Origin of the sequence: Prosthecobacter algae (assembly GCF_039542385.1) — a bacterium.
GTDB lineage: Bacteria > Verrucomicrobiota > Verrucomicrobiia > Verrucomicrobiales > Verrucomicrobiaceae > Prosthecobacter > Prosthecobacter algae.
Map to the genome: position 1 here is coordinate 306,995 of NZ_BAABIA010000009.1, position 12,698 is coordinate 319,692.

The 12,698-nt window shown below is 57.4% G+C and carries 12 protein-coding genes; 5 read left to right on the plus strand and 7 right to left on the minus strand.

All coding sequences use genetic code 11. The features are described from left to right. The first annotated feature begins 10 nt into the window (after positions 1 to 10). The gene (locus ABEB25_RS20510) at positions 11 to 1,240 is read left to right on the plus strand and encodes a DUF1015 domain-containing protein (protein WP_345738312.1); all 1,230 of its coding nucleotides are present in this window, start codon (positions 11 to 13) and stop codon (positions 1,238 to 1,240) included. 53 nt (positions 1,241 to 1,293) lie between these two features. On the opposite strand, the gene aroQ is transcribed toward ABEB25_RS20510, so the two are convergent. Next, a complete protein-coding gene (aroQ, locus tag ABEB25_RS20515) occupies positions 1,294 to 1,881 on the minus strand; it encodes a gamma subclass chorismate mutase AroQ (RefSeq protein ID WP_345738313.1) in 588 nt (195 codons plus the stop codon). 2 nt (positions 1,882 to 1,883) lie between these two features. Beyond that, positions 1,884 to 3,434 (minus strand): PQQ-binding-like beta-propeller repeat protein, encoded by a 1,551-nt coding sequence (locus tag ABEB25_RS20520; protein ID WP_345738314.1) that lies wholly within the window; start codon positions 3,432 to 3,434, stop codon positions 1,884 to 1,886. A 72-nt stretch (positions 3,435 to 3,506) separates the two neighbouring features. Between ABEB25_RS20520 and ABEB25_RS20525 the strand changes: the two genes are divergently transcribed. Both ABEB25_RS20525 and ABEB25_RS20530 read left to right on the plus strand, forming a co-directional pair. Further along, positions 3,507 to 4,193: a hypothetical protein gene (locus tag ABEB25_RS20525; protein ID WP_345738315.1), complete on the plus strand. Its 687-nt coding sequence runs from the start codon at positions 3,507 to 3,509 to the stop codon at positions 4,191 to 4,193. 39 nt (positions 4,194 to 4,232) lie between these two features. After that, positions 4,233 to 6,314 carry an FAD-dependent oxidoreductase gene (locus ABEB25_RS20530; RefSeq protein WP_345738316.1) on the plus strand — a complete coding sequence of 694 codons (2,082 nt, stop codon included), beginning with the start codon at positions 4,233 to 4,235 and terminating at the stop codon, positions 6,312 to 6,314. 62 nt (positions 6,315 to 6,376) lie between these two features. Here ABEB25_RS20530 and ABEB25_RS20535 read toward each other — a convergent pair whose 3' ends face one another. Next, a complete protein-coding gene (locus ABEB25_RS20535) occupies positions 6,377 to 6,787 on the minus strand; it encodes a hypothetical protein (protein ID WP_345738317.1) in 411 nt (136 codons plus the stop codon). A 127-nt stretch (positions 6,788 to 6,914) separates the two neighbouring features. Between ABEB25_RS20535 and bamJ the strand changes: the two genes are divergently transcribed. Both bamJ and ABEB25_RS20545 read left to right on the plus strand, forming a co-directional pair. Then, positions 6,915 to 7,319, plus strand: coding sequence for a BamJ family beta-barrel-assembly machinery protein (bamJ, locus tag ABEB25_RS20540; RefSeq protein WP_345738318.1), 405 nt, complete (start codon positions 6,915 to 6,917; stop codon positions 7,317 to 7,319). A gap of 57 nt (positions 7,320 to 7,376) precedes the next feature. Continuing rightward, entirely contained in the window at positions 7,377 to 8,906 is a 1,530-nt protein-coding gene (locus ABEB25_RS20545; protein ID WP_345738319.1) for an arylsulfatase, read from the plus strand. A gap of 9 nt (positions 8,907 to 8,915) precedes the next feature. On the opposite strand, the gene ABEB25_RS20550 is transcribed toward ABEB25_RS20545, so the two are convergent. The 4 genes from ABEB25_RS20550 to ABEB25_RS20565 all read right to left on the minus strand — a co-directional run. Continuing rightward, the gene (locus ABEB25_RS20550) at positions 8,916 to 9,575 is read right to left on the minus strand and encodes a SanA/YdcF family protein (protein WP_345738320.1); all 660 of its coding nucleotides are present in this window, start codon (positions 9,573 to 9,575) and stop codon (positions 8,916 to 8,918) included. Beyond that, entirely contained in the window at positions 9,572 to 11,470 is a 1,899-nt protein-coding gene (locus ABEB25_RS20555; RefSeq protein WP_345738321.1) for an O-antigen ligase family protein, read from the minus strand. The genes ABEB25_RS20550 and ABEB25_RS20555 overlap by 4 nt, the downstream gene beginning before the upstream one ends. Before the next feature lie 47 nt (positions 11,471 to 11,517). Further along, complete coding sequence (locus tag ABEB25_RS20560) at positions 11,518 to 12,039, minus strand: YkgJ family cysteine cluster protein (protein ID WP_345738322.1); 522 nt, start codon at positions 12,037 to 12,039, stop codon at positions 11,518 to 11,520. Positions 12,040 to 12,159: 120 nt separating this feature from the next. Next, on the minus strand, positions 12,160 to 12,698 hold a 539-nt coding region (locus tag ABEB25_RS20565; RefSeq protein ID WP_425572106.1), incomplete at its 5' end, for an ammonium transporter.

A 12,698-nucleotide genomic window follows, 5' to 3' on the forward strand; every position in this document is an offset into this window, starting at 1 on the left:
TGCTCCTCCCATGCGCTTTCGTTCCTTCCAAGGTCTCGTCCCTGCCCCTGAACACGCCGCCGATGTCGCGGCCGTGCCTTACGATGTTGTCAATCGTGAGGAGTCCTACGCCCTCGCCCATGACAAGCCGCTGAACCTTCTGCACGTGGACCGTGCCGAGATTGACCTGCCTCTGGATGTCGATCCCTACTCCGCTGAGGTTTATGTCAAGGCCCGCGAGAATTTCGAAAAGCTTCAGGCCGAAGGTGCCCTGCTGCGTGAGACGGCCCCCAGCCTTTACCTCTACCGTCAGACGATTGGCGAGCACAGTCAGACCGGCCTTGTGGGCGTCTGCCATACGGAAGACTACGAGAACGACGTCATCAAGAAACACGAAAAGACCCGCCAGGACAAAGAGGATGACCGCACCCGTCTGGTGGACTCTTTGAGCGCCAATACTGGCCCCATTTTCCTGACTTACCGTGGCGTGCCCGCCATTGATCTGATCGTCCACGACTTCCGGCTGAACAATGACCCGGTGCATGACTTCACTGCTCCCGATGGTGTCCGGCATCAGGTCTGGCGTCTGCCTGTGGGTACCTGTGCGGACATTGAGCAGCTCTTTGCCCATCAGGTGCCAGCCGCTTATGTGGCCGATGGCCATCACCGCGCCGCCAGTGCTTTCCGCGTGGGCAAGCAGCGCAAAGCCTCCAATCCTGAGCACAATGGCACGGAAGATTACAACTGGTTCCTCTGCGTGCTATTCCCTGGAAATGAGCTGAACATCCTGCCTTACAACCGTGCAGTCAAAGACCTCAATGGTCACGATCACGACGGTTATCTGGCAGCAGTGGGCAAGATTTTCAAGGTCACCAAAACCGAAGAAAAATCCCCGACCAAGCCTGGGCATGCCAGCATGTATTTGGCGGGTCAGTGGTATGACCTGGAATGGAAGGCGGATGCTGAAGCCAGCCCGATTGATCAACTGGATGTCAGCATCCTGCAGGACAATCTGCTGAAGCCGCTCCTGGGCATTGATGATCCGCGCACCAGCAAGCGAATTGACTTCATCGGCGGCATCCGTGGCACAGCGGAACTGGAAAAGCTGGTGGACGGCGGTGACCATGCCGTGGCTTTCAGCATGTATCCGGTGACGGTGGACCAGCTCATGGCGATCTCCGATGCCACCCAGATCATGCCACCAAAGAGCACTTGGTTTGAGCCCAAGCTGCGCTCCGGCCTGTTCATTCACACGTTCTAAAGAACGCTTCATCAAATGCCGGACGAGGGCTATTCCTTGTCCGGCATTTTTTGTTAGGGCCTGCGCCCAAGGCCTGCCTTGAGCCCCTTGATGGCAGGATTGATGACAGCCTCTGCATACCCCTGTTTCTGCAAGGTCTCGCGCGCCTGACGCACAATCACCTCCGCATCGCCGGACTGCCGACCTTGCGTCAAGGCAGAGATCATTCGTCGGCCGATGTCATCCAGACGCGGCCGCACTTCTGTGGTGAGATCCGGCAGGGGACGCCCCTGCCACGCAGCGGGTTTCGGTCGGGATAGCCAGTCCTCCTGAAAGGCTTTGGCGGCCAAGATCTGGCCAGCGAAGAACTGCCGCACCCGCTCCGGTGGCAGCCCTGCTTCCTTCCCTTGTTTTTCCATAGCCTGAAGCAGCGCCTCCTCCCGCACAGGATCGACCACAGGCGCAGCCTTCGCCCGCTTCACCTCAGCCACTTCATCCATCCAGGACAGGCGCTCGACGACCAGCATCACAAGGGGACTCGCCGCTTTTTCTTCCGCCCAGCCGGATGAGATCAGCGTGAAAAACAGGCAGGCCACCAGCGGGGCCAGCCACGTCATGGGAGCAAACGACTTCCACATTTTCAAAGAAATCAGTCGGTTCATGGTCACTGCTTTGGACGCATGTCAAAACACACCAGCTTCTCCCGCTGCCTAACAATGAGCTTGCCGTGACTGAGGGCTGGGGATGAGCAGCCCATGCCCTCCACCTTCACGCGTGCCAGTTGCTGATAGGCCCCCGGCACCGCCTTCACCACGCGCAGGTGGCTGCCATTGTTTTCGTAAACGATGAGCTTGCCGTCGGCAATGATAGGAGAGGTGATGGTGCTGTTGACCTCATTTTCCAGCCAGGTCACCTTGCCGCTGGCCAGTTCCACACACTGGTGTTTGCCGCCGCAGGTGAGATAGACGTGCCCCTCATGAATGATGGGGCTGCCACTGTATCGCATGGTCACCCAGAAGTGTGACCAAGCTGCCTTCGGCGCAGCTTCTTTAACGTATTGATAGGCCCTCAGCCCCACATCTTTTGCACCGCTGTAAACGACCAGCCAATCTCCCTGCGTCACCGGGGTGGACTGGCCACCGCCTTCCACCGTCCATTGCACTTTACCATCCGCCGGGGAGAGACCATACACGGCATTGGCACCGACAATCAGCAGCACCGGAGTTCCAGAAGCCGGTGTCCACAGAGTGGGGCTGCCCGTGTTGCCCTTCGCTTCCTTTTGCTCCCACAGCAATTGTCCATCTTTGGTGGAAAAGGCCTGGGCACGACCAGCGGCCATGTAAACGCGATCACCCACAACTAAAGGTGAGGCCGCAGGTCCACCGGCAGGTAGAGCGGCCTTCCAAATCATTTTGCCATCCTTTTGGTTCAGGCAATAGAGATGCGTGCTGCCAGCGGCATACACTTTTTCATCCATCACCGCCGCTGTGCTGCTGGAGCTGCGGCCTGTCGGCTTACCCTCGACCTCGAATTTCCACGCCTGTTTGCCTGTGTTTAGGTCCAGGCAGACGACGACGTCCTTGGCCACCTTGATCGTATTGGGCACAGCGGTCATCAGCTTGTCTTTGACTGGTTGGGAGAATTTCTCGTCTTCCATCCATTGTTTCAGCTCATCCACATTGGCGAAGGGTTTGCCTTCACGCTTGGCCACCCGGCTCAGTTCTTCCAATGGCAATGCCGTCTTCCCGGCTTTGAAGCGGGACTCCGCCCATTTGCCCAGGCTGACATCCTCTTTGGCAGTCAGGTTTTCTTTGCGCCAGGCTGCCAGCCACTCGTCCAGTTTGGATCCGCGCATGGCTGGCATGGAAAGGCGGTCCGCCTCCATCTTTTTCATCAGCTCTGGTGAGACGCCGCGGTAGTTCATTTGCTGCATCACCTCGCTATCGATCTCACGCTGCTCTGAAGGCACCTTGTCATGCCAGACCACGGAGATAAACGCCTGCTCTCCCGCGATGATAGGACTGCCGTGGCCACCGAGGTGATCACTAGGGATGAAGTCGCTTTCCCACACCTTGGTTGGGCCGGCTTCAGGAAAGCTTTCAGCAATGGGCGTGGTATCGTTGGAGACTCCATCACGTGAAGGACCACGCCATTGCGGCCAGTCAGCCAGGGCGGTGGTGAGAGACAAAAGAGACAGCGTGGTGACGAGGCGCATAAGGATACAAAGGTGAACGAAGGGGTGATCGTGAGCCTTTCATTCTGGCGAGGAATGCCCCATGATGAGACCATGAAGTGGCTTTTGCCCTTGTTCGTATTTTGCCTCCCCCTGACATCGCAGGCCCATCCTGCCGATGTCACACCGCTGCGGGTGAAGGTGGAGAAGCAAGAGTTAGAATTCCGCTTCACCCTGAATCTGTTCACGCTGGGGAAAATGGTCAGCCTTGATCTGGACGGGGATCATCGTTTGGCTCCTTCGGAACTGGAGGCTGCAAAACCCGAGATCGCCAGATTCCTCCAGGAGCATTTCATGCTGCGCCTCAACGAAAAATCAGCCAAGCTGGGAGGTATCGCCGAGTTTGAACCGCTTTGGCCCTCGGTAAATAGCGTGGACCTGCGCGAAGTGGAACGCGCCGTGGATGTGACTTTTGTTCTGCCCTGGCCTGAGGTCATTGCCAATGTCTGGATGGAGTTCACAGGTCTTTCCCAGTGGGGAGAACTGGCTACAATCCAGGCGACCTACGAGCAGGGAGATTTGCGCATGCAGGTGCCCTTCAGTCAGACAGAGCCTGACTACCTTTATGACACGGGCTTCGTCGCAGAAGAGTTTTTCCAGGTGCCTCCAGCTAAACCGACTCCAGCCACGCCCATGTGGGCCGTGTATGCATTTGGGGCCTTCATTCTCATGGTCTTTCCGATTGCCTACCTGTGCATATTTCGAAAGCCCACGAAAGGCGGAGCGCAAAGTCCCCCGTAAGGTTGACAAAGCACCTCCTTCTGGCCGATTACACCCCTCATGAGAGTCCCAACCTGCCTCTTCGCCCTTTTGTCCTTCAATCTCGCCGCCCAGGCGGCCACCTCGGAGCACGATGTCGTGATCTATGGCGGCACTTGCGCGGCCATCACCTCGGCTGTGCAGGTGAAGAAGATGGGCAAATCCGTCATCATCGTCAGCCCGGACAAACACCTCGGCGGCCTCAGCAGTGGCGGTCTCGGTTTTACCGATACGGGCAACAAAGCGGTCATCGGCGGCCTGTCCCGCGAGTTTTATCATCGCATCTACATGCACTACCAGAAGGACGAATCCTGGGTGCAGCAGAAGAAAAGCGAATATGGCAACAAAGGCCAAGGCACCCCGGCCATGGACGGCGAGAACCGCACGATGTGGATCTTTGAACCCAGCGCAGCGGAAAAGATCTTCGAAGCCTGGATCAAAGAACAAAACATCACCGTGGTGCGTGATGCCTGGCTGGACCGCGCCAAAGGCGTGAAAAAGGAGGGAGACAAGATCGTCTCCATCACCACGCTGGATGGCAACACCTATGCAGGCAAGATGTTCATTGATACCACCTATGAGGGCGACCTCATGGCCGCAGCCGGTGCAGATTACCACGTGGGTCGCGAGGCCAACAGCGTGTATGGCGAAGAGCACAATGGCATCCAGGTGGGCGTGCTGCATCACCGCCACCACTTCGGTGCTGTGAAGGAACCCATCAGCCCTTACAAGATCCCAGGCGATCCGAAAAGCGGCGTGCTGGCCCGCATCAGCACGGAAGATCCTGGTGTGAAAGGCGAAGGCGACAAACGCGTGCAAGCTTACTGTTTCCGCGCCTGCTACACCAATGACCCGGCCAACCGCATCCCCTTCCCCAAACCTGAAGGCTACGATGCTAACCAGTATGAACTGCTACTGCGCGTGCTGAATACCGGCTGGGGTGAGTTTTTCGAAAAGTTTGATCCGATCCCTAATCACAAGACGGACACAAACAACCACGGCCCCTTCAGCTTCGACAACATCGGCTATAACTACGACTACCCCGAAGCGAGCTATGAGCGCCGCCGCGAAATCATCGCGGAGCACCGCACCTATCAGCAGGGTCTGCTTTGGTTCGTCGCCAATGATCCTCGCGTACCTAAAGAACTGCAGAAGGAACTGAACACCTGGGGCCTGCCCAAGGATGAGTTCACCGACAATGGCAACTGGTCCCACCAGCTTTACATCCGTGAAGCACGCCGCATGATCGGCCACTTTGTGATGACCGAAAACGAGCTGCGCAAAATGAAGCCCACGCCTGAATCCGTGGGCATGGGCAGCTACACCATTGATAGCCACAATGTGCAGCGCCACATCACCGCTGAAGGGTATGTGCAGAACGAAGGCGACATCGGTGTGAGCACGAATGGCCCCTATGAGATCGCATACGGTTCTTTGGTTCCGAAAGAAGGCCAGGGCTCTAACCTCCTGGTCCCAGTGGCCATGTCCGCCAGCCACATCGCCTATGGCTCCATCCGCATGGAGCCCGTGTTCATGATCCTGGGTCAATCGGCCGCCAGCGCTGCGGTGCTGGCCATTGATGGCGACCTGCCTGTGCAAAAGGTCCCTTATGCCAAGCTGCGTGAGCAGTTGCTCAAAGATGGCCAAATCCTCGAATACACCGGCCCTAAGAGTGCACGTGGCCTGGACCCCAAAGGCATGAAGGGCGTGGTCGTGGATGACGAGCAGGCCCTCAAAGCGGGCCACTGGCAGGAAGGCGGAGCCGCGAAGAAATTCATCGGCAATGGTTACAGCCATGATGGCAACAGCGCCAAAGGCGAAAACACCGCCGCCTTCCGCGCCAAGCTGCCAAAGGCTGGTCGCTACGAAGTGATTTTTGCCTACGCGCCTAACAACAACCGCGCTAGCAATGTCCCCGTCACCGTGAAGCACGCCGCCGGTGAAACCAAGGTCACCGTGAACGAGAAAAAGGACGGAGACTTCGATGGCCTGGGCGTGTCTCTGGGCACCTTTGAATTCGGCACCGAGGCCGAAGTCAGCATCAGCACCGCAGGCACCGATGGCTACGTCGTCCTGGACGGCGTCCAATGGATCGCCCGATAATCACACGCTCAGCAGCTAAAGAATCCCAGCCCGGTTGTGTTTATCGCAACCGGGCTTTTTTGTCACCCGATGCACATCGAACCCACAAGCACTCCCCGGACAGTCCAGGCTACAGTGCGCAGCCAATTCGTCCTGACGAGTTTCTGAATCACATCGGCAGACCAGCCACCTTGCGTGAGTTGACTGTGAATCGGCACCTGGATGAAAAAGGTCGAGAGCCAGACCGCCACCATAAAAACCAGGCTCCACAAGAAAACTGGCGACCGTTCGCCCAGCCAAAACAGCCAGGCCCCCGTCGCTGCCTCCAGCAGCATCAATGGCACCACCACAAAGGCGATACGCAGACAGTGACCGCAGTGGTAGCGATCAAAACTCTCCCTTCCCACGTCCATAAACAACGGGTACTGGACGATCTGGACATGCCAGATCAGCCCCATCAGGGCCCAGGTAATGAAGGTGTGGAACTGGAGCATGCAGTCAAGAAATCTGGTCAAATCTAGTGCAGCGGAAAACGGATGCATTGAAACTTTGCAGATTCACGGCATGAAAGTGTGTCTAAACGCCTCACGCCGTATCCCGGCCGGGCCACCACATTCCCCCATGGCAGGTCATTCCCCTCTCGAACTCGGCAAAGCATTCCTCGCAAAAAACGCCACGCAACCTGGTGTCATCACGACAGCCAGTGGTCTTCAATACCTGGTTCTCCAGGAAGGCACCGGTAAGAGCCCCACCTTGAAAGACACCGTGGTCGTGCATTATCGTGGCACGCTGATCAATGGTGCTGAGTTCGACAGTTCCTACCGCCGCGATGAACCCGCTGAGTTTCCTTTAAAGCGTGTCATCAAAGGCTGGAAAGAAGGCGTTCAGCTCATGAAAGAAGGTGCGAAATTTCGCTTCTTTGTCCCGCCGAAACTCGGGTATGGCAGCAAGGGGTCTGGCATTGAGATCGCCCCAAATGAAACCCTGATCTTTGAAGTCGAACTGCTCAAGGTCTGGGAAGACTGAGACTGGCCTGAACTTTCGCGTAATCTTTGCCACGATCCCATCGTTTCAACGGTTCGCATGATCCGCTGCATTTTCCTTTGTCTCCTCAGCCTCACAGGCGCAGCCCTCGCCGATCTAGCAGGCACCCGGCCTAACATTGTCTTCATCCTCACCGATGATCAAGGCTACGGGGACCTGTCTGCACACGGCAACCCGATTCTCAAAACCCCTCATCTCGACAAGCTGCGCAGTGAAAGCGTGCGCTTTTCAGACTTCGTCGTCAGCCCCACCTGTGCTCCCACTCGAAGCGCTATCCTGACCGGACGACATGAGTTTCGCAATGGCATCACTCATACGATCCTGGAACGGGAACGCCTGGATCCCAAGGCAACCACCATCGCCCAGGTGCTGAAAACGGCAGGTTACACCACTGGCATCTTTGGCAAATGGCACCTGGGAGATGAACCCGAATACCGCCCCCGTGCCCGAGGCTTTGATGAACAGTTCATCCATGGCGGTGGCGGCATCGGCCAGAGCTACCCAGGCAGTTGTGGAGATGCCCCAGGCAACAAATATTTCGACCCAGCCATCCTGCATAACGACAAGTTCGTCAAAACCAAGGGTTACTGCACGGATGTGTTCTTTTCCCAGGCGACTCAATGGATCGAATCCGTCAAGGGTGGCACGCCGTTTTACTGTCACATCGCCACCAATGCCCCGCACGGCCCCTACATCGCGCGTCCCGAGGACAAAGCCCTCTACGAAGGCAAGGTGCCCGATGATGACGTCGCCAATTTCTTTGGCATGATCCATAACATTGACGAAAACGTCGGCCGACTCATCGCCAAGCTGGATGAATGGGGCATTGCCCAAAACACTCTGGTGGTTTTCATCAATGACAATGGCGGCACCGCCGGTGTGAAAGTTTACAACGCGGACATGCGAGGCTCCAAAGGCAGCCCTTGGTTCGGAGGCACCCGCGCGATGTCCTTCTGGCGCTGGCCCGGCAAGCTGGCCCCTACAGATTGTGCAGCCCTCACCGCCCATGTGGATGTCTTTCGTACCTGGGCCGGCCTTGCAGGTGCCACCTTGACCTCAAGTGCGGAAACCCAAGCCGAGGGTCGCAACCTGCTGCCTCTGCTGCAGAATCCGAAAGCCGACTGGCAGGAACGCATCCTTTTCAGCCACGTGGGCCGCTGGCAGAAAGGCACCGACTACCAGGCCGCCAAAACTCGCAACGCCAGCATCCGCACCCCTCAATATCAGCTCGTCAGTGAAACACCACGCCCGCAACGCGCCAAAGCCAAAGCAGAAACACCCATTGGAGGCTGGCAGCTCTTTGATCTCAAAGCGGACCCTTCCCAAACCCGTAACATTGCCGCAGAAAAACCGGAGGTCGTCCAAGCCATGCTGACCAGCTACGATCAATGGTGGGATTCTCTCAAAGGTCAGATTGACCTCAATGAAACCGCCAAAGGACCGAAGCTAAATCCCTTTGCCGAGGAATACTGGAAGCAATTTGGCGGTGCCCCCACCGAGGAAGATTTGGCCCGGATGAATCCAGAGAAAGCCTGGACCTTTGAAGTCCAACGGGCCAAGAAAAAGTAAGTCCGCACCTCACGGCTGGATGATCAACTTGGGGCCATAGAACTTCGGTTCCGTTTGCAGCAAGGTAACGTCCAGCACGGCATTCACACGCGCCAGGTATTCACGCAGATGGGTCATCAGCCCCGTCTTCCGCGAAACATCACGCGCATTCAAACCCACTGCCTCAAGTCCATGGCGGCGCGCCAGGAAAACTGCCCGCTCATTATGAAAACGCTGGGAGACCACGATGAACTTTTTCTGGTCAAAAATCGCCTGCGCTCGCACCACGGAATCCAAGGTGCGGAACCCGGCATAGTCGCAGTAGATGTTTCGTTCCGGCACTCCTGCGGCGATGAGTGACTCCTTCATAGCCGTGGGTTCATCATAATGATGCGAGCCATTGTCTCCGCTGACAATGAAGGCCCTTACCTTGTCTGCCTTGTAAAGCTCCACCGCCGCCTGAATGCGATATCGGTAAAACAGGTTTTCCAGGCTGCCGATCTTCGGTGAGCAGCCAAGGACCAAAGCCACGTCAGCAGAAGGCAGTTCGGAGACAGTTTCAAAGCACCGTTCATGCGCTTCATTTTTCACCCAGAAATGGCTACCCAGAATGATACCGGCCACCAAGACAGTGACCACCAGCAAGCTCCAGAAAACCCGTTTAAGGCTCAGATGAAAACGGGTTTTCATGGGCGGACAAGAGGAGGCGACTCACGCATCAGGGTCACGTGCTGCAGCAGCAGGCGATAGTTGTCAATCCAACGGCTCGTCCCCTCTTCGTTCATGGCCTTGGCCTCGCCTGCCCAAAGGTAGGCGGCTTCCGCCTTTTCAAACTGCCCCATCCGATGCCAGTGCACCGCCAGAGCCATGCGCGATTCTTCATGCAGAGGCGCCAGAGTAACCGCCCGGCGCAGTTGCACGAGGGCCTCGTCATGGCGGCCTTGCGCGTCATAGGCATCCGCCAAAGCCAAGGCATAAAGATAGTGATGCGGATTCAGCTTTACCGCCACCTCCAGATCTTCCGTCGCCCGTTTCAGCACCGGGTGCGTTGGCGACCGCTGGCTTGCATTCAGTTTTTCCAGCAATGTTTGCCCCCGTTCGTATCGCGCCTCCGCATTGGCAGGATCCGCCTCCACCGCCGCATTGAGCTGCTGGGAAGCCTCAAAGAAATCCTTCTGGGATTCGGCAATCTGCGCGCGTGCCAGATGATAGTCCCCGCGCCCATAGAGCCAAGGTCCTGCCAGCAGAAGCAAAGAAGCCAGACCTAACAGGATCTTTGACATGAACCGCACCGGAGGCAGGCGCATAGCCCGGCGCTCGGAGCCTTCAAAGCCGGGGTTTGCCAGCAGGCCCAGCAGCACAGCCAGGGTCAGGGATGGGATGGCCACGTGGAACTGGAATTCAAAAGCCGCATGCACCAGCATCGCCGTCAGTGCGGCCAGGGCTCCCAGACAAAGGGCCAGATTGTTACTCAGGATGCGCCCCGTCTGCAGAAAACGATGCCGGGCAAACCAACTCAGAAAAGAAACCCCGTTCCAGGCATGAGTCAGCACCACCAGCGTCATCAGTCCCAGACCGACCCAACCATAATCGGCCAGCATTTGCAGGTATTCATTGTGGGCAAAGAGCGCATCCCCTGCATACGCAGGCAGCCCCTCAGACCGGAACTGCACGCTGCCATCATAAAACATACGACTGCCCGCCCCGATCCATGGGGACTGCGCGTGCTGGGCCAAAGCAGCCTCCCAAATCTCCAGCCGCACATCATTGGCCATGGGACTGGTGATTTCGCGCCCACGAAGGTACTCCTCATTCACTTTCCACAAAACGGCCCCGCCAAGCACACCCACCACCAGTCCCCCGCCTAACAAACTCCAAAACAAATGCCGCTGAGTCTGCCACACCACGCCCAAGGCCAGCAGCGAAAAGATCACCGCGCCCGTGGCCAGTCCTGTCAGTGCCCCACGGCTAGCCGTCAGCGCCACGCCGATCATCATCGAGACGATGAGAAACCCCAGGCACATTTTCAGCGCCGCCCCCCCGCGGCCAAAACACAAAAAGCCGGCGGCAAGGAAGATCACCATCGAAAAGAAAGCTCCCAGGTGGTTCGGATTGGCGAAAAAGCCCCCGATCCTTCCTTCCGTCGCCGTGCGGATAAAATGAGGCACCACATGGAACTGCCAGTTCCCTGACAGATGCACAAAACCCACCGCCAGATTTCCCACCACCAGGAGCAGCAGCACACCAAAGACCGCCAATCGCCAACGCGGATGGCTGGCCGCCGTCACCGTGAGGATGTAGGCCACCCAGGCTGCCGCCAGAACAAAAAGATCTTCACGGGCATAGGCCGCCACGGGTGACATCCCCGCCCTCACAGCGATGTAGGCCGTGAACAAGCAAACGGCCCCCAGACAAAGATCACTGGGAGGAAAGAGAACCCGCAGCCGCCACTTGAGGGTGGCCACCAATCCCGCGAGCCCCAGCACTGCGGCACCAGGCCAGAAAAAAAGCAGCCTTGTCTCTGTCCCCAGCACACCGGCAATGAGCAGGCCCAGCAGCAGGAAGATCAGCGAGACTGTTTGCATATGAGGCCCCTTTTTGCCCCTGATTGGACCAAGATGCAATCCTGCACTCAGCAAATGCTCAGTTCCACAGCTTCCAGCCGGAAATGCTGGTTGAGCAACTGGTTCAGCCCTCTCATCTCATCGGCCAAGATCAGTCTTTCCTCTGGGGAGACAAGTGGCAGCATCTGGTTGCAACGTTCTGTTAGCGGAAGTTGCTTCTCCAGGTTTCCCCATTGCTCCAAAAGAGCCTCTAGACGGCTCACTGCCTGCCGCGTCAGCATCACAATGCTTGCTGCCTCAGCCTCCGAAGTTTCGCCTTTAGCCATTTGCTGGATCTGCGTGCATTCAAAAAGACGGCATCGGGATGGACGGTCCTGGTAGATGGTGCAAGTGCACTCACGGAGAAACCGGCAAGGCTGATTGAAATACGGCTCCTTCTTTTTACGGCTCACCTTCATGCCCAGAGACTCCAGGCTCTTCACCGAATCTGTCGGCTGCAGTCGTACAATGTGAAACAGCACCCCATTGCAGCACATGCCACAGGCCGTGCATAGGCGCGAGGCAGCATCTGAAAAATCGGGGGCAGACATGGCTACCCTATCCTGAGCCAGCATTTGCTTCCGATGGCAAGCCTCTTGGCGACTGGACAAAAAAAAGCCGGAGCGTTTTCACGCTCCGGCTTCCCTCATGCAGGCATTGCCTGCGGATTCTTAATGCTCGTAACCGGACTCGCCATGTTCGGCAAGGTCCAGACCGATCTGTTCCACTTCCTGCGTTGGGCGAAGGCCCACCAGCAGTTTCACAATCAGCGTGATGACCACCGTGGCAGTCACGCTCCACACGATCGTCAGGGCCACAGCCTTCAGTTGGTTCATCAGCAGGCCTTCTTTCAGACCTGCCACGATCGCATTGGCCTTCTCATCGGCAAATACACCCGTGAGAATAGCACCCAGCGTTCCGCCCACACCGTGCACACCAAAGGTGTCCAGCGCGTCGTCATAGCCCAGGATCTTCTTCAGGTAAGCCACCGCGATGAATGGCACCACACCGGCTGCCACGCCCATGATGACTGCGCCATTGGCCGTCACAAAACCTGCACCTGGGGTGATCACTACCAGACCTGCCACAATGCCCGAGCAGAAGCCCAGCACGGAAGGCTTGCCACGGGTGATCCACTCCAGCACCGCCCAGACAAAACCGGCGATGGCCGCAGCCAGCGTGGTGGTCATGAAAGCGTTGGAGGCGATGC